Below are 20,354 nucleotides of genomic sequence, written 5' to 3'. Positions count from 1 at the left end.
CCCGCGCCTCAAACGCCGGCGAGGCTGGATGGGCCGGCGCAGCCGGAGTTGGCAGCGAGGTCGGCCGGCGAGCCGGGGTCGTCCGCCGCCCCGCCGGGAGGCTAGGGGCCGGCCGGGGTCGTCGACTTCAGGGTGCCGTCCGGGGCGGCGAGGAGGACCGGGGTGTCCGGGCCGCCGAGGTCACGCACCGCCGCGCGATCCGCGTCGGCCGGAGCGTCCGCCGCCGTGACGACGGCCGCCGCCTCCAGCGACCGCGCCCCGCTGGCCACGGCCATCGCGACCGCGGTCCGCAGCGCGCTCAGTTTCAGGGAGTCGAGCTCCACCGTCCCGGCGACGTACGTGCGGCCCGTCTCGTCCCGCACCGCCGCCCCCTCGGGCACCCCGTTACGGGCCCGGGCGCTGCGCGCCAGCGTGATGATCTTGCTGTCCTCGGGGTCGATCCCGGTGCTCTCCGTCATGGTCGAAAGCATAGGGAGCGCCGCTGTCCGGCCGTGCAACGACCCCGCCGGGGCCCCGATCAGGGCCGGTCGAGCTTCAGTCGCTCCGCCCGCGGCAGCCCCGCGACCACCAGGTCGTAGGAGTCCTCGACGAGCTCACGCAGCATCGTGTCGGGGACCCCGTCCACCGTCACCGTGTTCCAGTGCCGCTTGTTCATGTGGTAGCCCGGCACGATCGCCTCGTGCTCCTCGCGCAGTCGCACCGCCAGCTCCGGGTCGCACTTCAGGTTGACCTTCAGCGGCTCCCCGTCCAGCGCCGACAGCGCGAACACCTTCCCCAGCACCTTGAACACCGAGGTCTCCGGCGTGAAGGGGAACTCCTCCACCGCCGCGTTGAAGCCCAGGCAGAACGCACGCAGTTGCTCCGGGGTCATTCCCCCTCCTCCCCCGCGGCCTCCGCCGCGGCGACCGGCTCCACCAGCACCGTCACGATCTTGTTCCGGCGGCCCGCCGGGGATTCGGCGGTCAGCCGCAGCGGACGCCCGTCCGGCAGTTCCACCACCGAGGAGGCGCCCGCGATCGGCACCCGCCCCAGTGCCTTCGCCAGCAGTCCGCCGACCGTCTCCACGTCCTCGTCGTCGAAGGCCTCGACCTTGAACAGCTCACCGAGGTCGGTGATGTCCAGCCGTGCGGTGACCCGGTAGCGGTCCTCGCCCAGGTCCTCGACCGGCGGGAGTTCCCGGTCGTACTCGTCGGTGATCTCGCCGACGATCTCTTCGAGGATGTCCTCGATGGTGACGATGCCGGCCGTGCCGCCGTACTCGTCGATGACGACGGCCACGTGGTTGCGCACCTGCTGCATCTCGCGCAGCAGATCGCCCGCGTTCTTGGTGTCCGGTACGAAGACGGCCGGCCGCATCGCGGTCGAGACCAGGTCGGCCTCGGCCTCCCGGCTGATGTGCGTCTTGCGGACCAGGTCCTTCAGATAGACGATCCCGACTATGTCGTCCTCGTTCTCCCCGGTCACCGGGATGCGGGAGAAGCCGGACCGCAGCGCGAGCGTGGTCGCCTGACGGACCGTCTTGTACCGCTCGATGCAGACGAGGTCGGTGCGCGGCACCATCACCTCGCGCACCAGCGTGTCGCCGAGCTCGAAGACCTGGTGCACCATGCGGCGCTCGTCGTCCTCGATCAGCGATTCCTTCTCCGCGAGGTCCACCATCGCGCGCAGCTCTGCCTCGGAGGCGAAGGGCCCCTTGCGGAAACCCTTGCCGGGCGTGAGCGCGTTGCCGATGAGGATCAGCAGCTGCGGGATCGGCCCCATGATCCGGGCCAGGGGGACGAGGACGTACGCGGCCGCCGTCGCCGTGTTCAGCGGGTGTTGGCGGCCGATCGTGCGCGGGGAGACACCGACGGCGACGAAGGACACGAGCACCATGACGGCGATGGCCACGAGCAGCGCGGTCCAGTTCTCGCCGAACTCGTCGAGGCAGACGTAGGTGACGAGCACCCCGGCCGCCATCTCGCAGGTGACCCGGACGAGCAGGGCCACATTGAGGTAGCGGGTGGGGTCGCCGGCGACCTGGGCGAGCTTCTCGCTGCCGCGCCGGCCCTCCCGTACGGCCTGCTCGGCCCGGAAGCTGGAGATACGGGCGATGCCGGACTCGGCGCAGGCCGCGAACCAGGCCACCACGACCAGCAGGACCGCCCCGGTGATCAGCTGGGGGGCGTTCACGAGACGGTCGGTGCCGGGGACGGGCCGGTGATGCCGCGCTCGCCGCGCCAGCCGTCGACGATGGCCGCCTGGAGACCGAACATCTCGGCCTTCTCGTCCGGCTCCTCGTGGTCGTAGCCGAGCAGGTGCAGCACTCCGTGGACGGTCAGGAGCTGGAGCTCCTCGTCCATGGAGTGCTGCGTCGGGGCTTCCTCGCCCTGCCTCTTGGCGACCTCGGGGCAGAGCACGATGTCGCCGAGGAGCCCCTGCGGGGGCTCCTCCTCGTCCTTGGACGGCGGACGGAGCTCGTCCATCGGGAAGGACATGACGTCGGTCGGACCGGGCAGATCCATCCACTGGATGTGGAGCTGCTCCATGGCGTCCTCGTCGATGACGATGACGGAGAGCTCGGAGAGCGGGTGGATCCGCATCCGGGTGAGCGCGTAGCGGGCGATGTCGAGGATCGCCTGCTCGTCGACCTCGGTTCCGGACTCGTTGTTGACGTCGATCGACATGGTGCGCTGAGTTCTACTTCCGCTGGTGGCCGTTCGCGGCCTGCTGGCCGTCGTCGTACTTCTCGTACGCGTCGACGATACGGCCGACCAGCTTGTGCCGGACGACATCCTCGGACGTGAGCCGTGAGAAGTGGATGTCCGGGACCCCTTCCAGGATGTCCTGCACCTGACGCAGACCGCTCCTGGCGCCACCCGGCAGGTCGATCTGGGTGACGTCACCGGTGATCACGATCTTCGAGTCGAAGCCGAGTCGGGTGAGGAACATCTTCATCTGCTCGGTGGTCGTGTTCTGCGCCTCGTCGAGGACGACGAACGCCTCGTTCAGCGTGCGTCCGCGCATGTACGCCAGCGGAGCCACCTCGATCGTGCCCGCCGCCATCAGGCGCGGGATCGAGTCGGGGTCGATCATGTCGTGCAGCGCGTCGTAGAGCGGGCGCAGGTACGGGTCGATCTTGTCGAAGAGGGTGCCCGGCAGGAAGCCGAGCCGCTCCCCCGCCTCGACGGCGGGCCGGGTCAGGATGATCCGGCTGACCTGCTTGGACTGGAGGGCCTGGACGGCCTTGGCCATGGCCAGGTAGGTCTTGCCGGTACCGGCGGGGCCGATGCCGAAGACGATCGTGTTCTTGTCGATCGCGTCGACGTACCGCTTCTGGTTGAGGGTCTTGGGTCGGATGGTGCGGCCGCGGCTGGAGAGGATGTTCTGGGTGAGCACCTCCGCGGGCGTCTCGGCAGGTCCGTCGCCGTTGCCGTTGCCGCTCGCCTTGAGCATGGCGATCGAGCGTTCCACTGCGTCCTCCGTCATCGGCTGCCCGGTGCGGAGCACCAGCATCATCTCGTCGAAAAGGCGCTGGATCAGGGCGACTTCCGCCGCTTCACCGATCGCGCTGACCTGATTGCCCCGAACATGGATGTCGGCCTTCGGGAAGGCCTTCTCGATCACGCGCAACAGGGCGTCGCCCGAGCCGAGCACGGTCACCATCGGGTGCGTGGCCGGAACGGTGAAGTGGGCTCGCGCCTGCCCCGGCGCAGGGATGTGGGCTGTCGGTGTCTGAGTCATGGGCCGGCACTGTGGCCTGCGCATACCTCCCGCTGAGGGGCCGCGCCGATCGACGACCTCCGGAGTACCAAGCGTACGTCTCCGCCGCTGCTTCCCCGAGAGGTTTTACCGCCGGATCGCGCCGCGGGCCAGCACCTAGGCGGGGTGCCGGAAGCCGATCGTGGGTACGGCCCTGCGTCGGGCCGCCGGGGCGCCGCTCGGCGGGATGAGGTCGTCCAGGAAGCCGTAGCGGCCGCGCAGCTCCTGCGGGGCCGTCCGCCACCAGTGGGCCACCTCCGGCCAGCCCGGGGCCGACAGGGAGCCGCCGAACTCCTGCACCGACAGGGCCGCCGTCAGCCCGGCGAAGGCGAGGCGGTCGGCGAGCGGCCAGCCCGCCAGGGTGCCTGTCACGAAGCCCGCTACGTAGACGTCGCCCGCGCCCGTCGGATCCAGCTCGTCCACCGCGATCCCGGGGACGTGCGCGGTCTCCCCGGTACGCCCGTCCACCGCGTACGAGCCCTCCGCGCCCATCGTCACCACCGCGATCGGTACCTTCTCGGCCAGCGCCCGGGCCGCGGCTCTCGGGCAGTCGGTCCGGGTGTAGCGCATCGCCTCGCCGGCGTTCGGCAGGAAGGCCTCGCAGTGCTCCAGGTCGGCCAAGGCCCCCAGGTCCCACCGGCCGCTCTCGTCCCATCCCACGTCGGCGAAGATCCGCGAGCCGCGCCGGGCGGCCTCGGCGATCCACTCCCGGCCCCGGCCGGGGCCGAGGGCCGCCACGGCCGCACGGGCTCTCGGCGGGCACTGTGGGAAGGGCCCGGGGCCCGCCGGGGGCGGGGCCTCGTGGCCGTGCGAGACCATCGTGCGCTCGCCCTCGTAGGCCATCGAGACGGTGACCGGGCTGTGCCAGCCGGGGATGGTGTGCGACATGGACAGGTCGATGCCCTCCCCCTGTTCGAGGGCGTCCCAGCAGTACTCGCCGTAGTGGTCGTCCCCGAAGGCGGCGGCGAGCGAGGTCCGCAGGCCGAGCCGGGCCAGGGCCGTGGCCATGTTGGCGACGCCGCCGGGGCTGGAGCCCATGCCGCGCGCCCAGGACTCCGTACCGCGCACCGGGGCGGAGTCGAGGCCCGTGAAGATGATGTCGAGGAAGACGGTTCCGGTCAGGAAGACGTCACAGCCGGGTTCCTGGGGGTCACGCAGCGGACCGAGCGGGTCCACTGCGGCTGCGCGGATTTCGTAGTCCCGACCGGTCACGGCGATCTCCCCGTTGTTTCTCGAAGGCCCGTTTCTGCATGACGTCGTCCCATGGAAAGCTGCCGGCCCTGCCCGCCCCGACCAGGACCAAAACCCAGTGTGGCGCAGATCATGCTCGGAAGACCCTTCGTCACTCGGACCACTCGGCGAACACGGCCCCTGCCCGGGCCCTGACCGTGCAGAGGTCGTCCAGAGGGCCGGGCAAGGGGCCGGGCAGGGGCGGGTCGGGCCCGCCGTCAGCCCCGCTTGGGCAGGGGGACGCGCATCAGGTCCGCGGCCACCGTGAGCTCGCCCTCGAAGCCTGCCGCGCGGGCCTGCCGCTCGAACTCGGTCGGGTCGGTGTAGCGCTGCGAGAAGTGCGTCAGCACGAGGTGCCGCACGCCCGCGTCCCGCGCCACCCGCGCCGCCTGGCCGGCGGTGAGGTGCCCGTGGTCGGTGGCCAGCCGTTCGTCCTCGTCGAGGAAGGTCGACTCGATCACCAGCATGTCGCAGCCCTCGGCGAGCGCGTCCACGCCGGGGCAGAGCCGGGTGTCCATGACGAACGCGAACCGCTGCCCGGGCCGGGGTTCGCTGACCTCGTCCAGGGTGACCGCGCCGATCCGCCCCTCCCGCTGGATCCGACCCACGTCCGGCCCCTTGATCCCGTGCCGCGCGAGCAGCTCGGGCAGCATGCGCCGCCCGTCGGGTTCGGTGATCCGGTAGCCGAAGGACTCCACGGGGTGCGAGAGCAGCCGGGCCTCCAGCGTGTACGAGGGCCCTTGGGCGAGCGTGCCGTCCGCGGAGACCGGTTCCTCGCGCAGCGCGACGGTCTCCCGGTAGGCCGTCGCGTAGCGCAGCCGGTCGAAGAACTTCTGCCCGGAGGCCGGGTAGTGCGCCGTGACGGGGTGCGGGACCTGGTCGAGGTTGATCCGCTGGATCACCCCGGCGAGGCCGAGGCTGTGGTCACCGTGGAAGTGGGTGACGCAGATCCGGTCGATGTCGTGCGCGGCCACCCCGGCGCGCAGCATCTGGCGTTGGGTGCCTTCGCCCGGGTCGAAGAGGATGCCCTCGCCGTCCCAGCGCAGCAGGTAGCCGTTGTGGTTGCGGTGGCGGGTGGGCACCTGACTGGCCGTGCCCAGCACCACGAACTCTCTCGCGGACACGTGCTATCCGGGGGGCCACTGGAGGCCGCGGCCGCCGAGGACGTGCGCGTGGGCGTGGAAGACGGTCTGACCGGCGCCGGAGCCGGTGTTGAACACGACCCGGTAGCCGTGTTCGACGATCTTCTCGTCGAGGGCGACCTGGCCGGCCTCGCGCAGTATGTCGGCGGCCACGCCCGGCTCGGCCGCGGCGAGGGAGGCCGCGTCGGGGTAGTGCACCTTGGGGATGACGAGGACGTGTGTGGGCGCCTGCGGGTTGATGTCCCGGAAGGCGACCGTGGTCTCGGTCTCCCGTACCACGGTCGCGGGGATCTGCCCCGCGACGATCTTGCAGAACAGGCAGTCGGCCTGCGGTTCCCCGGCCATTGCTTCGCCTCCTGTGACGGTGATCGGTCCGGGCATCGTATCCAGCCGGACGCCTGCCACGGGCGGGCATTTCGGCCGGTCGGGCCGAAGTTCGCGGCCGGCCGGGCCGATCGGGCCCGACCCGACCGGGAGCCGACCGTCCGCACCGGACCGTCAGGACCGGCTCCCGTCAGGGTCGGCCGCCCGTCAGGACCAGCGGCCCGTGCGGGCCAGCAGGACGGCGACCGCCGCCGTACCGGCCGTGGAGGTGCGCAGCACGGAGCGGCCCAGGTGGTAGGGGCGGGCGCCGGCCTCGGCGAAGACCGCCAGTTCCTCCGGGGAGACACCGCCCTCCGGGCCGACCACCAGCACCACGGAACCGGCCGTCGGGAGCTCGGCCGTCGCCAGCGCCTCGGCGGGGGTGTCGCGGTCCTCGTGGAGCACCATCGCCAGGTCGGCGCCGGCCAGCAGCGCGGCCACCTGCTTCGTGGACAGGGCCTCGGCGACCTCCGGGAAGCGCACCCGGCGGGACTGCTTGCCCGCCTCCCGGGCCGTGGCCCGCCACTTGGCCAGGGACTTGGCGCCCCGGTCGCCGCGCCACTGCGTGATGCAGCGCGAGGCCTGCCAGGGCACGATCGCGTCCACGCCGGTCTCGGTCATCGTCTCGACGGCCAGCTCGCCCCGGTCCCCCTTGGGGAGCGCCTGGACCACCGTGATCCGTACCTCCGGCTGCGGCTCCTCCGCGATCGAGTTCAGGTCCATGACGACCAGCCGGTCCTTGCCCTCGGCGGCCTTGACCACGCCCTCCGTCCAGTGGCCGCGCCCGTCCGTGAGGACCACGTCCTCGCCCGGGTTCAGCCGTTTCACGGACACGGCGTGCCGGCCCTCGGGGCCGTCCAGGACGAACTCCGGCCCCGCGGGGACCTCTTCCACCACGAAAACCGGGGCGGTCATGACGCACTCCTCATCTGCGTTGCCTTCAACGTGTTCTGTGCTTCGGCCAGTTCGGCCGTCAGCACCTCCACCAGTTCCCCCGCCGGCAGCGGCCGCGCCAGCCGGTGTCCCTGGCCCGCCCACAGGGCCATGCCCTGGGCGTCCCCGGCCGCGGCGGCGGCCTTGCGCAGCCCCGAGGTCAGGTGGTGGACCTGCGGGTAGGCGGCCGGGGCGTACGGCCCGTGCTCGCGCACGAAGCGGTTCACCAGCCCGCGCGCCGGCCGCCCGGAGAAGGCCCGGGTCAGCTCGGTACGGACGAACAGCGGGTCGGTCAGGGCCTTTTTGTGCACCGGGTCGGCCCCGGACTCCGGGCAGGCCAGGAAGGCCGTCCCGAGCTGCGCCGACTCCGCGCCGGCCGCCAGCAGGGCGGCGATCTGCGCGCCCCGCATGACCCCGCCAGCCGCGATGATCGGGAGCGCCACGGCCTCCCGTACCTGGGCCACCAGCGCGAGGAGGCCCACGCTCGCCGTGCCGTCGACCTGCGGATCGTCCCGGTGGGTGCCCTGGTGACCGCCGGCCTCCGCCCCCTGGACGCAGACCGCGTCGGCGCCCGCGTGCTGCGCGCCGCGGGCCTCCTCGACGGAGGTCACCGTGACCACGGTGTACGTACCGACCTTGCGCAGGGCGGCGAGGGCCGCGAAGGCGGGACAGCCGAAGGTGAACGAGACCACCGGGACCGGGTCTTCGAGGAGGATGGCGAGCTTGGCGTCGTAGCCGTCGTCGCTGGTGCCGATGATGTCCTCCTCGGCGAGCGAGATCTCGTACCAGCTCGCCTCGCCGGCCAGCTGCCCGCGGTAGGCCTCGACCGCGGCGGGATCGACGTAACCTGTCTGCGGCATGAAGAGGTTGACACCGAAACGGCGCCGGGTCAGCGCGCGCACCTGCTTGATCTCCTGGTACATCCCGTCGGCGGTCTTGTAGCCGCCGGCCAGGAACCCCAGTCCGCCCGCCTCGCACACGGCGGCGGCGAGGACGGGACAGGAGGCGCCGCCCGCCATGGGAGCCTGCACGATCGGGTACGGGGACAGACCGTTCGGTGCCGAGGACATGGACTGCATCGTGCCACGTCCCGCGCAGGGGGCCGAATCATGGCATTCGCCTGGCATAGTCCGCTTCCCCACCGGCCCGGAGCCGCCGGCGGCCTCGTGCGACGAGCCCGGCCGGGGAATCCCCAGGCCGGGCTCGTGACGGTGGATCCCGGTCGGTCAGCGACCGTTGAAGGCGTCCTTCAGCCGGCTGAAGAGACCCTGCTGACCCGGCGCGAACTGGCCCATCGGCCGCTCCTCGCCGCGCAGCTTCGCCAGCTGGCGGAGCAGGTCCTCCTGCTGGGCGTCCAGCTTGCCCGGGGTGGTGACCTCGACGTGCACGATCAGGTCGCCGCGCCCGCCACCGCGCAGGTGGGTGACGCCGCGCCCGTGCAGCGGGATCGCCTGGCCGGACCCGGTGCCGGGCCGGATGTCGATCTCCTCCAGCCCGTCCAGCGTCTCCAGCGGACACTTGGTGCCCAGTGCGGCCGCCGTCATCGGGATGGTGACCGTGCAGTGCAGGTCGTCCCCGCGCCGCTGGAAGGTCGGGTGCGCCAGCTCGTGGATCTCCACGTACAGGTCGCCGGCGGGGCCGCCGCCGGGGCCGACCTCGCCCTCGCCCGCGAGCTGGATCCGGGTGCCGTTCTCGACACCCGCCGGGATCTTGACGGTGAGGCTGCGACGGGAGCGGACCCGGCCGTCGCCCGCGCACTCGTGGCACGGGGTCGGGACCACGGTGCCGAAGCCCTGGCACTGCGGGCAGGGCCGCGAGGTCATGACCTGGCCCAGGAAGGACCGGGTGACCTGGGAGACCTCACCGCGGCCGCGGCACATGTCGCAGGTCTGCGCCGAGGTGCCGGGAGCTGCTCCCTCGCCGGAGCAGGTGTTGCAGACGACGGCCGTGTCGACCTGGATGTCCTTGGTGGTCCCGAAGGCCGCCTCGTCCAGCTCCAGGTCGAGGCGGATCATCGCGTCCTGGCCGCGCCGGGTCCGCGAGCGCGGGCCGCGCTGCGAGGCCTGGCCGAAGAAGGCGTCCATGATGTCGGAGAAGTTGCCGAAGCCACCCGCTCCGAAGCCGCCCGCTCCGCCGCCACCGCCCGAGGAGGACAGCGGGTCGCCACCCAGGTCGTAGACCTGCTTCTTCTGCGGGTCCGAGAGGACCTCGTAGGCGGCGTTGATCTCCTTGAAACGCTCTTGCGTCTTGGGATCAGGGTTCACATCCGGGTGCAGCTCGCGCGCGAGCCGCCGGAATGCCTTCTTGATCTCGTCCTGCGATGCGTCGCGGCGCACGCCGAGAACGGCGTAGTAGTCCGTGGCCACTTACGACTCCGCCAGGATCTGTCCGACGTAACGTGCCACTGCGCGTACCGCTCCCATCGTTCCGGGGTAGTCCATGCGGGTCGGTCCGACCACGCCGAGTTTGGCGACTGCTTCGCCGCCCGAACCGTAACCGACCGAGACGACCGACGTGGAGTTCAGTCCCTCGTAGGCGTTCTCATGCCCGATCCGTACGGCCATTCCCGACTCGTTGGCCTCGCCCAGCAGCTTGAGGAGCACGACCTGCTCCTCCAGCGCTTCGAGCACCGGCCTGATCGTCAGGGGAAAATCGTGTCCGAAGCGGGTGAGATTGGCGGTTCCGCCGATCATCAGCCGCTCTTCGGCTTCCTCGACCAGGGTTTCGAGGAGGGTCGCGAGCACGGTGGAGACGGTGCCGCGGTCCTCGGCCTCGAAGGACTCGGGGAGGTCCTGGACGAGCGGGGGCACATCGGTGAAGCGGCGCCCCACGACCCGGCTGTTGAGCCGGGCCCGCAGGTCCGCGAGCGAGGTCTCCCCGAAGGGGCTCGGGCAGTCGATGAGCCGCTGCTCGACCCGCCCGGTGTCCGTGATCAGTACGAGCATCAGGCGCGCGGGAGCGAGCGAGAGCAGCTCCACGTGCCGAACGGTCGACCGGGTCAGGCTCGGGTACTGGACGACGGCGACCTGCCGGGTGAGCTGCGCGAGCAGCCGTACCGTGCGGCCGACCACGTCGTCGAGGTCGACGGCGCCGTCGAGGAAGTTCTGGATGGCCCGGCGCTCGGGCGACGACAGCGGTTTGACCCCCGCCAGCTTGTCGACGAAGAGGCGGTAGCCCTTGTCGGTGGGGATCCGGCCGGCGCTGGTGTGGGGCTGGGCGATGTACCCCTCCTCCTCCAGCACGGCCATGTCGTTGCGCACGGTGGCGGGCGAGACGCCGAGCCGGTGCCGCTCCGTGAGCGCCTTGGAGCCGACCGGCTCCTCCGTCCCGACGTAGTCCTGGACGATGGCGCGCAGCACTTCGAGTCTGCGTTCGCTGAGCATCGCGCGCACACCTCCAGCTGTGGTCCGTTGCCGTGTTCTGCCGTGTTTGTTGGCACTCTGATCGTTCGAGTGCCAGAGAGCCCCCGCTCAGTGTACGGCCGGGCGGTAAGCCCCTGGCAAGGGAGGCCCGCCAGGGTAGCGTCGCCGTATGGACGTGCGTTGGGAAGAGTCCGGGTGGGAACGGCTGACCGGACGGGTCGGCCGGCGGCGACTGCCGGTGTGGGACTGCACCGTGGGACTGGTGGTGGGCAAGGATTCGGTCCTTCTGATCGACCCCGGTTCGTGTGTACGCGAGGGCGCTCAGGTACGCGCCGAGGCGGAGCGGCTGACGGGCCGGCGCGTGACCCATATCGCATTCACGCACGGTCATTTCGATCATGTCCTGGGCGGGGCCGCCTTCGCCGGGGTCGAGGTGTTCGGGGCGGTCGGGCTGGCCGCGCTGCTGTCGACGGGCCGTGAGGAGCTGCGTCGGGACGCGGTACGGCACGGGCTCGCGGCGGCGGAGGCGGCACAGGCCGTGGACCTGCTGGTGCCGCCCCGGCACGAGGTGTCGGGCGAGTGGACGCTGGAACTGGGCCGCGTACAGGTGCTGCTGGCCAACGTGGGGCCCGGGCACACCGGCCACGACCTGGCCGTCTTCGTGCCGGGCGAGCGCGAGGTGGTGTTCTGCGGGGACCTCGTCGAGGAGTCGGGCGAGCCCTCGGTGGGCCCGGACGCCATGGTGGGGCAGTGGCCCGCGGCCCTGGACCGGCTGCTGTCGCTGGGCGGGGACGACGCGCTGTACGTGCCGGGTCACGGAGCGGTGGTCGGGGCGGAGTTCGTCCGTGCGCAACGCGCCACACTGGCGGCCGTTTCCGGCGTGTCGGAGGCATGACGCGCGCGGCTCTCCTACTGTCGGCCGGATGCGCGAGTACTCCCCCGACCTGACCCCGCAGTGGAAGCGACCCAAGGCCGTGCCGGAGGTGGCGGCGGACCCCGACCTGGTGATCGAGGTGGCGGGTACGGACTTCTGCGGCGCTGTGGTGGCCTGTGAAGCGGGCACGGTGACCCTGGAGGACCGCTTCGGCAAGCGGCGGGTGTTCCCGATGGAGCCGCGCGGGTTCCTGCTGGACGGCGAGGTGGTCACCCTGGTCCGCCCCACGCGCAGGCCCTCGGGGCCGCTCCTGACGGCCTCGGGCTCGCTGGCCGTACCGGGGGCGCGGGCGCGGGTGGCGCGGGCGGGCCGGATCTACGTGGAGGGCCGGCACGACGCGGAGCTGGTGGAACGGGTCTGGGGCGACGACCTGCGGATCGAGGGCGTGGTGGTGGAGTACCTGGAGGGCATCGACGACCTCCCGGCCGTCGTCGCCGAGTTCGCCCCGGCCCCGGACGCCCGCCTCGGCGTCCTGGTGGACCACCTCGTCCCGGGCTCGAAGGAGTCCCGCATCGCGGCGTCGGTGACGTCGCCGGACGTCCTGATCGTGGGCCACCCGTACGTGGACGTCTGGCAGGCGGTGAAACCGTCCGCGCTGGGCATCCCCGCGTGGCCGGTGATCCCGCCCGGCCAGGACTGGAAGACGGGCGTCTGCCGGGCCCTGCGCTGGCCGGAGAACACGGGCGCCGCCTGGCAGCACATCCTGTCCCGGGTCACGTCCTACAAGGACCTGGAGCCGACCCTGCTGGGTCGGGTCGAGGAGCTGATCGACTTCGTCACGGCCCCGGCCTGATCTACGGCAGGGTGCCGAACTCCGCGGTGTCGAGCGTCACGCCGAGGCCGTCGAGCGGGACCGGTTCTGCGAACTTACTGGTCCGCGCCGTGCGGTAGTCAGCCTGGTCCCCGCCGCCGAACGGCTCGGTGAGCAGCGTGCACTTCGCTTCGAAGGGGTCGACGATCAGGTAGGCGGGAACCCCGCCCGCGGCATAGATGGAGCGCTTCGTCACGTAGTCGCGCAGCCTGCTCGTCTTGGAGACGACCTCGACGAGGAGCGAGACGGCCTGCACCGGCAGGAGCCGTCCGATGCCCTCCGGAAGCGCTTCCGGAGCGACCACGACGAGATCGGGCTGGGGCTCGGAGGACTCCCCTGGGATGGCCACGTCCTGGGTCTGGAGCGGGTACCAGCGGTCGGGGGGGATCTGACGCGCGATGAACAGCACGATCAGGTTGTGGACCACGTCGGGCCCGGCCATCATCACGATTTCCCCCCGGAGAAGCTCGACCTTGACGCCCTCGGGAGCCGCGAGGCTCTCGAAGAACTCGGTCATGCGCTGATCGTCCACAGCGGTCATCTCCGGCCCTCCGTTTCTGCCGCCGTGAGGTACGACGACAGGCTAGGAACAGGGTAGGCAGCGCCGACCCGGATCCGCGCGGGTTCACCCGGGAAGGTGATCAGTCCACCAGGTCCCGCACCACCGCGTCCGCCAGCAGTCGCCCGCGCAGCGTCAGCACGGCCCGCCCGGCCTCGTACGGCCCCGGCTCCAGCAGCCCGTCCGACAGGGCCTTGCGGGACGCCGCGAGCCCGGCCGGAGCCAGCAGCGACAGCGGGACGCCGTCCACCAGCCGGAGCTCCAGCAGGATCCGCTCCACCCGCCGGTCCTCCTCCGACAGGAGTTCCCGTCCAGCCCCCGGCGACCGGCCCTCCGCCAACGCAGCGGCGTACGCCCCCGGGTGCTTCACGTTCCACCACCGCACCCCGCCGACGTGCGAGTGCGCGCCCGGCCCCGCGCCCCACCAGTCGGCGCCGCGCCAGTACAGCTCGTTGTGCAGGCAGCGCCCGGACTCCGAGGTCGCCCAGTTCGAGACCTCGTACCAGGAGTACCCGGCCTCGGCCATGACCGAGTCCGCGATCAGGTACCGGTCGGCGTGCACGTCGTCGTCCGTCATCGGGACCTCGCCCCGGCGGATCCGCCGCGCCAGCTGGGTGCCCTCCTCCACGATCAGCGCGTAGGCGCTGACGTGGTCCGGGCCGGCCCCGAGGGCGGCGCCGAGGGAGTCGCGCCAGTCCTGGTCCGTCTCGCCCGGCGTCCCGTAGATCAGGTCGAGGTTGACGTGATCGAAGCCCGCCGCGCGGGCCTCCGCCACGCACGCCTCGGGGCGCCCGGGCGTGTGGGTGCGGTCGAGCACCTTCAGGACGTGCTGCTTGGCGCTCTGCATGCCGAAGGAGACCCGGTTGAAGCCCCCGGCGCGCAGCTCGGCCAGGTAGCGCGGGTCCACCGACTCGGGGTTGGCCTCCGTGGTGATCTCGGCGTCCTCGGCCAGGCCGAACTCGTCCCGGATCGCCGCGAGCATGCGGACGAGGTCGGCGGCGGGCAGCAGCGTGGGCGTGCCGCCTCCGACGAAGACGGTCCGGACCTGGCGCGGGTCGTCGCCGAGCACCTTCCGCGCGAGCCTGACCTCGTCGATCAGGGTGTCGGCGTAGTTCTCCCGGGAGGCGAGCACGCCGCCGGTGCCCCGCAGCTCGGTGGCCGTGTAGGTGTTGAAGTCGCAGTAGCCGCAGCGCGTGGCGCAGTAGGGGACGTGCAGGTAGAAACCGAGCGGCCGCTCCCCCGCGCCCGCCAGGGCGTGCGACGGCAGCGAGCCGTCTTCGGGCATGGGTTCACCGTCGGGGAGTGCGGAAGGCATACCCCCATCATCCCGCACGGGAACAGCCCCGCCGGCCTCTCATCCAGCCCAGCCGTCGTCACAACCAGCCCCGCCGGCGTTCGAGGCGCGGGGTCTGGGGCGGAATCCCGGGAAGCGGCCCGCAAGGAGCCATGACGCACCAGGCCCCTCCCCCGGGCCCCGCCAGGGAACGGCGGGGTCCGCGGGCGGCCCGGCCCCCGAGCCCGCGGCAGGCGCTACGCCTCCCGGGAGCCCTCGTACATCTCCTCGATCAGGTGCTTGAACTCACGCTCGACCACCGGCCGCTTCAGCTTGAGGCTGGGCGTGAGGTCGCCGTGCTCGACGTCGAGGTCGCGGGGCAGCAGCCGGAACTTCTTGACCGTCTGCCAGCGCTGCAGGCCCTCGTTGAGGGTCTGTACGTACGTCTCGATGAGGCGGTTGGTCTCCGCCGCCGCCAGGACCTCGCCGTACGTCTTGCCCTCCAGCCCGTTCTCGGCCGCCCAGGTCAGGATGGACGGCTCGTCGAGGGCGATCAGCGCGGAGCAGAAGTTCCGGTCGGCGCCGTGCACGACGATGGTCGACACGTACGGGCAGATCGCCTTGAACTGGCCCTCGATCTCGGCCGGGGCGACGTACTTGCCGCCCGAGGTCTTGATCAGGTCCTTCTTGCGGTCCGTGATGCGCAGGTAGCCGTCGGGCGACAGCTCGCCGATGTCGCCGGTGTGCAGCCAGCCGTCGGATTCCAGGACCTCGGCGGTCTTGTCGGGCTGCCGGTGGTAGCCCTGCATGATGCCGGGGCCGCGCAGCAGGACCTCGCCGTCGTCGGCGATGCGGACCTCGGTGCCGGGGAGCGGCTTGCCGACCGTGCCCGTGCGGTAGGCCTCGCCCGGGTTGACGAAGGAGGCCGCGCTGGACTCGGTCAGGCCGTAGCCCTCCAGGATGTGGACGCCGGCGCCGGAGAAGAAGAAGCCGATCTCGGGGGCCAGGGCGGAGGCGCCGGAGACGGCGGCCCGCAGCTTTCCGCCGAAGGCCTCACGGAGCTTGGAGTAGACGAGCGCGTCGGCGATCTTGTGCTTGGTGGTGAGGCCGAAGGGGGCGGTCGCCTGGCCGGTGCGGCGGAAGTTGTCCTGCGTGACCTTGGCGTACTCGCGGGCGACGCCGGCGGACCACTTGAAGATCTTGTACTTGGCGCCGCCGGCGGCGCGGGCCTTGGCGGCCACGCCGTTGTAGACCTTCTCGAAGATGCGCGGGACGGCGGCCATGTACGTCGGCTGCACGACCGGCAGGTTCTCGATGATCTTGTCGATCCGGCCGTCGACGGCGGTCACGTGCCCGGCCTCGATCTGCCCGGAGGTCAGCACCTTGCCGAAGACGTGGGCCAGGGGCAGCCAGAGGTACTGGACGTCCTCCTTGCCGATCAGCCCGGTGGCGACCATGGCCTTGGCCAGGTACGACCAGTTGTCGTGCAGCAGCCGCACGCCCTTGGGGCGGCCGGTGGTGCCGGAGGTGTAGATGAGGGTGGCGAGCTGGTCGGAGGTGATGGCCCCCACCCTCTCCTTGACCGCCTCGGGGTGCTTGGCGAGGTACTCCTTGCCGCGCTCCTCCAGCTCCGCGAGCGAGAGCACCCAGCCCTCGGGGTCCCCTTCGGCGGCGACCGCGTCGGCGGCGTCCAGCACCACGACGTGGGCGAGGTTCGGCAGGTCGGCGCGGCGCTCGCGCGCCTTCGCCAGCTGCTTGCCGTCCTCGGCGATGAGCACCCGGCTGTCGGAGTCCGAGAGGATGAACGCCGACTCGTCCGCGTTGGTGCTGGGGTAGATGGTGGTGACCGCACCGCCGGCGCACATCACGCCGAGGTCGGAGAGGATCCACTCGACCCGGGTGTTGGAGGCGAGCGCGACGCGCTCCTCCGTCCCGACGCCGAGGGCGATCAGACCGGCGGCGATGGCGAAGACCCGCTCGGCCGCCTGGCCCCAGCTGAGTGATTTCCAGTCGTCTGGGCCGCCCTGGCCGTCGGCCGCCGGTACCGGGTACCGGTAGGCCTCGTCGTTGGGCGTCGCTGCGACGCGCTCAAGGAAGAGCACCGCCACGGTGGGCGGGCGGTTCTCGAGATAGGTCTGTGTGTCGCTCACGACATCCTCCGGACCGATCCACGCGGTAGTGCGTGGGCGTGGGGCGCTGGGGGGCGCTGGGGACTGGCGGGTTTGCAGCCGTTGTCTTTTTAAACTGGCGAGTAACCGTCGAGCAGTGATCAGACTAGAGCGCGACCGGCGTGCGCGTAAGAGCCCGCGAGCGGCCGCTTCATAACGAAACAGGCCCCCGCACCGGAGTGCGGGGGCCTGTGTGCGTCGGGTGACGGCGGACCACTACTTCTTCTTGCCGCCGGACTCGTCACTGGAGAGGACGGCGATGAAGGCCTCCTGCGGGACCTCCACGGAGCCGACCATCTTCATGCGCTTCTTGCCTTCCTTCTGCTTCTCCAGCAGCTTCCGCTTACGGGAGATGTCACCGCCGTAGCACTTGGCGAGGACGTCCTTGCGGATGGCGCGGATGGTCTCGCGGGCGATGACGCGGGAGCCGATCGCGGCCTGGATAGGCACCTCGAAGGCCTGCCGCGGGATGAGCTCGCGCAGCTTGGCGACGAGGCGCACACCGTAGGCGTAGGCGGCGTCCTTGTGCGTGACGGCGGAGAAGGCGTCGACCTTGTCGCCGTGCAGCAGGATGTCGACCTTGACCAGGCTGCCGGACTGCTCGCCCGTGGGTTCGTAGTCCAGGGAGGCGTAGCCGCGCGTCTTGGACTTCAGCTGGTCGAAGAAGTCGAAGACGATCTCCGCGAGCGGGAGGGTGTAGCGGATCTCGACCCGGTCCTCGGAGAGGTAGTCCATGCCGAGGAGGGTGCCGCGGCGCTGCTGGCACAGCTCCATGATCGCGCCGATGAACTCGGTGGGCGCGAGCACGGTGGCCTTGACGACCGGCTCGAACACGTCCGAGATCTTGCCCTCGGGGAACTCGCTCGGGTTGGTGACGGTGACTTCCTTGCCGTCCTCCATGACCACCCGGTAGACCACGTTGGGCGCGGTGGCGATCAGGTCGAGGCCGAACTCGCGCTCCAGGCGCTCACGGACCACGTCCAGGTGGAGCAGGCCGAGGAAGCCGACGCGGAAGCCGAAGCCGAGCGCCGCCGAGGTTTCCGGCTCGTAGACCAGCGCGGCGTCGTTGAGCTGCAGCTTGTCCAGGGCCTCGCGCAGGTCCGGGTAGTCCGAACCGTCGAGCGGGTAGAGGCCCGAGAAGACCATCGGCCGCGGGTCCTTGTATCCGCCGAGGGCCTCGGTGGCGCCGTTGTGCAGGCTGGTGATGGTGTCACCGACCTTGGACTGACGGACGTCCTTCACGCCGGTGATGATGTAGCCCACCTCGCCGACGCCGATGCCGTCGGACGGGGTCATCTCCGGGGAGGAGACACCGATCTCCAGCAGTTCGTGGGTGGCGCCGGTGGACATCATCCGGATGCGCTCGCGCTTGTTCAGCTGCCCGTCGACCACACGGACGTACGTGACGACGCCACGGTACGAGTCGTAGACGGAGTCGAAGATCATGGCGCGGGCCGGGGCGTCCTTGACACCGACCGGGGCCGGGACCGTGGCGACGACCTTGTCGAGCAGCGCCTCGACGCCGAGACCGGTCTTCGCCGAGACCCGCAGCACGTCCTCGGGCTGGCAGCCGATGAGGTTCGCGAGCTCCTCGGCGAACTTCTCCGGCTGGGCGGCCGGCAGGTCGATCTTGTTCAGGACGGGGACGATCGCGAGGTCGTTCTCCATCGCCAGGTACAGGTTGGCGAGGGTCTGCGCCTCGATGCCCTGGGCGGCGTCCACCAGGAGGACCGTGCCCTCGCACGCGGCCAGGGAGCGGGAGACCTCGTAGGTGAAGTCGACGTGCCCGGGGGTGTCGATCATGTTGAGGATGTGGGTGTTGCCCTGACCCTCGCCCGTGGTGGGCGCCCAGGGCAGCCGGACCGCCTGGGACTTGATCGTGATGCCGCGCTCACGCTCGATGTCCATGCGGTCGAGGTACTGGGCGCGCATCTGCCGCTGGTCGACCACACCGGTGATCTGGAGCATCCGGTCGGCAAGGGTCGACTTGCCGTGGTCGATGTGCGCGATGATGCAGAAGTTGCGGATCAGCGCCGAGTCGGTACGGCTCGGCTCGGGCACGTGGCTGGGGATCGCGGGCACGCAGTGTCCTGATTCTCGGTCGCAGTCGGAAGCGTTTGCGGAGCGTCGGTCGGAGCGAAAGTCCGGCTCCCGTCGCTGTCGGCGGCGCGATGTCGGATCTCTACGCAGACTCCCATGGTCCCATGGACGGGGCAGTGCGCTCGGTTTGGGCCGCCCCTAGCGTGCCTGGTAGCCTGGGCAGCTGTGTCTCGTATGCCCTCTCAGCTGTCGAGGCACAATCCGAAGATCAAACTCTGAACCTGAAAAGGCTCTTTCGTGGCGAACATCAAGTCCCAGATCAAGCGGAACAAGACGAACGAGAAGGCGCGCCTGCGCAACAAGGCCGTCAAGTCCTCGCTCAAGACCGCGATCCGCAAGGCCCGCGAGGCCGTCCTCGCCGGTGACGTCGAGAAGGCCACCGTGGCTTCTCGCGCCGCCGCGCGTGCGCTCGACAAGGCTGTCTCGAAGGGTGTCATCCACAAGAACGCCGCCGCCAACAAGAAGTCGGCGCTGGCCACCAAGGTTGCCTCCCTGCAGGGCTGAAGCTCCTGATGTGATCGCCGGAAGGGACCCAGTGGGCCCTCTCTCCCGCTCCTGACCGGCACCCCGCTCCGCACACGAAGCGTTCGCCACGCGGGTGCGGAGCAACTCAGAAGTAACCGAAGGCCCCGGCCAGCACCCTTCCCCAGGGTGGCGGCCGGGGCCTTCGCGCTGCCCGCTGCCGGCGCTGCTCGCTACCGCCGCTGTGGGCGGGCCGCTCGGGCCACCGCCACCACGGCCTTCTCCAGGGCGTACTCGGGATCGTCACCGCCGCCCTTGACGCCGGCGTCGGCGGCGGCCACGGCACGCAGGGCGTCCGAGACGGCGTCCGCCGACCAGCCGCGCATCTGCTGGCGGACCCGGTCGATCTTCCAGGGGGGCATGCCCAGGTCCCGGGCGAGGTCGCCGGGCCGGGCTCCGCGGGGGGCGGAGGCGAGCTTGCCGATCGCCCGGACCGCCTGGGCCAGGGCGCTGGTGATCAGGACCGGTGCCACCCCGGTGGACAGGGACCAGCGCAGGGCTTCCAGGGCCTCGGCCGCCCGCCCCTCGACCGCCCGGTCGGCGACCGTGAAGCTGGAGGCCTCGGCCCGGCCCGTGTAGTAGCGGGCGACGACGGCCTCGTCGATGGTGCCCTCGACGTCCGCGCACAGCTGTGCGGCGGCGCTGGCCAGCTCCCGCAGGTCGCTGCCGATGGCGTCCACCAGGTTCTGGCAGGCCTCCGGCGTCGCCGACCGGCCGAGCGTGCGGAATTCGCCGCGCACGAACGACAGCCGGTCCGCCGCCTTCGTCATCTTCGGGCAGGCGATCTCCCGCGCGCCCGCCTTGCGGGCCGCGTCCAGCAGACCCTTGCCCTTGACCCCGCCCGCGTGCAGGAGGACCAGGATGATCTCCTCGTAGGGCGCGGCGAGGTAGGCCTTGACCTCCTTGATCGAGTCCGCGGAGAGGTCCTGCGCGTTGCGCACGACCAGCACCTTCCGCTCGGAGAAGAGCGAGGGACTCGTCAGCTCGGCGAGCGTGCCGGGTTGGAGCTGCTCGGATGCGAGGTCGCGTACGTCCGTGTCGGCGTCGGCGGCGCGGGCGGCCGCCACCACCTCGCGCACGGCACGGTCGAGCAGCAGCTCCTCCTGCCCCACCGCGAGGGTGAGCGGGGCAAGCGGATCGTCGGTGGAGTTCTTCCTGGTGGCCATCGGATCCAGCATCCCACGCCGCACCGACAGCCCTCCGCCCCGCGTGCCCG

Annotated in this window: 20 protein-coding genes; 3 read left to right on the top strand and 17 right to left on the bottom strand. The window is 71.2% G+C overall.

Annotation, left to right across the window (positions count from 1 at the left end; translation table 11 throughout):
• Window positions 1–101: 101 nt before the first annotated feature.
• The 12 genes from ACWG52_RS24960 to hrcA all read right to left on the bottom strand — a co-directional run bounded on the left by ACWG52_RS24960 (window position 102) and on the right by hrcA (window position 10,792).
• On the bottom strand, window positions 102–470 hold the full coding sequence (locus ACWG52_RS24960) for a cytidine deaminase (RefSeq protein ID WP_371587751.1): 369 nt from the start codon (window positions 468–470) through the stop codon (window positions 102–104).
• Window positions 471–517: 47 nt separating this feature from the next.
• Window positions 518–871: an MmcQ/YjbR family DNA-binding protein gene (locus tag ACWG52_RS24955; RefSeq protein WP_389811830.1), complete on the bottom strand. Its 354-nt coding sequence runs from the start codon at window positions 869–871 to the stop codon at window positions 518–520.
• The gene (locus tag ACWG52_RS24950) at window positions 868–2,172 is read right to left on the bottom strand and encodes a hemolysin family protein (RefSeq protein WP_030011941.1); all 1,305 of its coding nucleotides are present in this window, start codon (window positions 2,170–2,172) and stop codon (window positions 868–870) included. The genes ACWG52_RS24955 and ACWG52_RS24950 overlap by 4 nt, the downstream gene beginning before the upstream one ends.
• Window positions 2,169–2,666 (bottom strand): rRNA maturation RNase YbeY, encoded by a 498-nt coding sequence (ybeY, locus tag ACWG52_RS24945; RefSeq protein WP_030715653.1) that lies wholly within the window; start codon window positions 2,664–2,666, stop codon window positions 2,169–2,171. Before ybeY ends, ACWG52_RS24950 begins: the two co-directional genes overlap by 4 nt.
• Window positions 2,667–2,679: 13 nt before the next feature.
• The gene (locus tag ACWG52_RS24940; RefSeq protein ID WP_266441586.1) at window positions 2,680–3,723 is read right to left on the bottom strand and encodes a PhoH family protein; all 1,044 of its coding nucleotides are present in this window, start codon (window positions 3,721–3,723) and stop codon (window positions 2,680–2,682) included.
• A gap of 135 nt (window positions 3,724–3,858) precedes the next feature.
• Window positions 3,859–4,953 (bottom strand): carbohydrate kinase family protein, encoded by a 1,095-nt coding sequence (locus ACWG52_RS24935; protein ID WP_390140102.1) that lies wholly within the window; start codon window positions 4,951–4,953, stop codon window positions 3,859–3,861.
• A gap of 236 nt (window positions 4,954–5,189) precedes the next feature.
• Window positions 5,190–6,095, bottom strand: coding sequence for a ribonuclease Z (locus ACWG52_RS24930; protein ID WP_375935682.1), 906 nt, complete (start codon window positions 6,093–6,095; stop codon window positions 5,190–5,192).
• A gap of 3 nt (window positions 6,096–6,098) precedes the next feature.
• Window positions 6,099–6,458, bottom strand: coding sequence for a histidine triad nucleotide-binding protein (locus tag ACWG52_RS24925; RefSeq protein ID WP_030757400.1), 360 nt, complete (start codon window positions 6,456–6,458; stop codon window positions 6,099–6,101).
• Window positions 6,459–6,644: 186 nt separating this feature from the next.
• Entirely contained in the window at window positions 6,645–7,391 is a 747-nt protein-coding gene (locus ACWG52_RS24920; protein ID WP_389811819.1) for a 16S rRNA (uracil(1498)-N(3))-methyltransferase, read from the bottom strand.
• A complete protein-coding gene (locus ACWG52_RS24915) occupies window positions 7,388–8,479 on the bottom strand; it encodes a nitronate monooxygenase (protein WP_389811816.1) in 1,092 nt (363 codons plus the stop codon). The genes ACWG52_RS24920 and ACWG52_RS24915 overlap by 4 nt, the downstream gene beginning before the upstream one ends.
• A gap of 156 nt (window positions 8,480–8,635) precedes the next feature.
• Complete coding sequence (dnaJ, locus tag ACWG52_RS24910; protein ID WP_030010180.1) at window positions 8,636–9,775, bottom strand: molecular chaperone DnaJ; 1,140 nt, start codon at window positions 9,773–9,775, stop codon at window positions 8,636–8,638.
• Window positions 9,776–10,792, bottom strand: coding sequence for a heat-inducible transcriptional repressor HrcA (gene hrcA, locus ACWG52_RS24905; RefSeq protein WP_030715666.1), 1,017 nt, complete (start codon window positions 10,790–10,792; stop codon window positions 9,776–9,778).
• Between the two features lie 148 nt (window positions 10,793–10,940).
• On the opposite strand from hrcA, the gene ACWG52_RS24900 reads away from it, so the two are divergent.
• Window positions 10,941–11,666, top strand: a complete 726-nt coding sequence (locus ACWG52_RS24900) for an MBL fold metallo-hydrolase (protein ID WP_453125962.1) — start codon at window positions 10,941–10,943, stop codon at window positions 11,664–11,666.
• A 28-nt stretch (window positions 11,667–11,694) separates the two neighbouring features.
• The gene (locus ACWG52_RS24895; RefSeq protein WP_453125961.1) at window positions 11,695–12,498 is read left to right on the top strand and encodes a DUF3097 domain-containing protein; all 804 of its coding nucleotides are present in this window, start codon (window positions 11,695–11,697) and stop codon (window positions 12,496–12,498) included.
• Between the two features lies 1 nt (window position 12,499).
• On the opposite strand, the gene ACWG52_RS24890 is transcribed toward ACWG52_RS24895, so the two are convergent.
• The 4 genes from ACWG52_RS24890 to lepA all read right to left on the bottom strand — a co-directional run bounded on the left by ACWG52_RS24890 (window position 12,500) and on the right by lepA (window position 18,598).
• Window positions 12,500–13,057: a Uma2 family endonuclease gene (locus ACWG52_RS24890; RefSeq protein WP_389811805.1), complete on the bottom strand. Its 558-nt coding sequence runs from the start codon at window positions 13,055–13,057 to the stop codon at window positions 12,500–12,502.
• 100 nt (window positions 13,058–13,157) lie between these two features.
• A complete protein-coding gene (hemW, locus tag ACWG52_RS24885; RefSeq protein ID WP_389811802.1) occupies window positions 13,158–14,390 on the bottom strand; it encodes a radical SAM family heme chaperone HemW in 1,233 nt (410 codons plus the stop codon).
• Window positions 14,391–14,605: 215 nt separating this feature from the next.
• A complete protein-coding gene (locus ACWG52_RS24880; RefSeq protein WP_033224020.1) occupies window positions 14,606–16,498 on the bottom strand; it encodes an AMP-dependent synthetase/ligase in 1,893 nt (630 codons plus the stop codon).
• Between the two features lie 234 nt (window positions 16,499–16,732).
• Window positions 16,733–18,598: a translation elongation factor 4 gene (gene lepA / locus ACWG52_RS24875; protein ID WP_189736883.1), complete on the bottom strand. Its 1,866-nt coding sequence runs from the start codon at window positions 18,596–18,598 to the stop codon at window positions 16,733–16,735.
• A 255-nt stretch (window positions 18,599–18,853) separates the two neighbouring features.
• Here lepA and rpsT point away from each other — a divergent pair, with 255 nt between their 5' ends.
• A complete protein-coding gene (gene rpsT, locus ACWG52_RS24870; protein WP_030010251.1) occupies window positions 18,854–19,120 on the top strand; it encodes a 30S ribosomal protein S20 in 267 nt (88 codons plus the stop codon).
• Window positions 19,121–19,311: 191 nt separating this feature from the next.
• On the opposite strand, the gene holA is transcribed toward rpsT, so the two are convergent.
• Window positions 19,312–20,304 carry a DNA polymerase III subunit delta gene (gene holA / locus ACWG52_RS24865; protein WP_375935659.1) on the bottom strand — a complete coding sequence of 331 codons (993 nt, stop codon included), beginning with the start codon at window positions 20,302–20,304 and terminating at the stop codon, window positions 19,312–19,314.
• Between the last annotated feature and the right edge of the window lie 50 nt (window positions 20,305–20,354).

The sequence above is a fragment of the Streptomyces sp. CLCI03 genome, from assembly GCF_053615355.1.
This window is presented reverse-complemented; position numbering and strand designations above follow the sequence as displayed.

Coding starts and splice junctions, on each gene's coding strand:
- ACWG52_RS24960 (WP_371587751.1), bottom strand. CDS start 470: ATGCTTTCGACCATGACGGAGAGCACCGGGATCGACCCCGAGGACAGC.
- ACWG52_RS24955 (WP_389811830.1), bottom strand. CDS start 871: ATGACCCCGGAGCAACTGCGTGCGTTCTGCCTGGGCTTCAACGCGGCG.
- ybeY (WP_030715653.1), bottom strand. CDS start 2,666: ATGTCGATCGACGTCAACAACGAGTCCGGAACCGAGGTCGACGAGCAG.
- ACWG52_RS24940 (WP_266441586.1), bottom strand. CDS start 3,723: ATGACTCAGACACCGACAGCCCACATCCCTGCGCCGGGGCAGGCGCGA.
- ACWG52_RS24925 (WP_030757400.1), bottom strand. CDS start 6,458: ATGGCCGGGGAACCGCAGGCCGACTGCCTGTTCTGCAAGATCGTCGCG.
- ACWG52_RS24920 (WP_389811819.1), bottom strand. CDS start 7,391: ATGACCGCCCCGGTTTTCGTGGTGGAAGAGGTCCCCGCGGGGCCGGAG.
- ACWG52_RS24915 (WP_389811816.1), bottom strand. CDS start 8,479: ATGTCCTCGGCACCGAACGGTCTGTCCCCGTACCCGATCGTGCAGGCT.
- hrcA (WP_030715666.1), bottom strand. CDS start 10,792: ATGCTCAGCGAACGCAGACTCGAAGTGCTGCGCGCCATCGTCCAGGAC.
- ACWG52_RS24900 (WP_453125962.1), top strand. CDS start 10,941: ATGGACGTGCGTTGGGAAGAGTCCGGGTGGGAACGGCTGACCGGACGG.
- ACWG52_RS24895 (WP_453125961.1), top strand. CDS start 11,695: ATGCGCGAGTACTCCCCCGACCTGACCCCGCAGTGGAAGCGACCCAAG.
- ACWG52_RS24890 (WP_389811805.1), bottom strand. CDS start 13,057: ATGACCGCTGTGGACGATCAGCGCATGACCGAGTTCTTCGAGAGCCTC.
- hemW (WP_389811802.1), bottom strand. CDS start 14,390: ATGCCTTCCGCACTCCCCGACGGTGAACCCATGCCCGAAGACGGCTCG.
- holA (WP_375935659.1), bottom strand. CDS start 20,304: ATGGCCACCAGGAAGAACTCCACCGACGATCCGCTTGCCCCGCTCACC.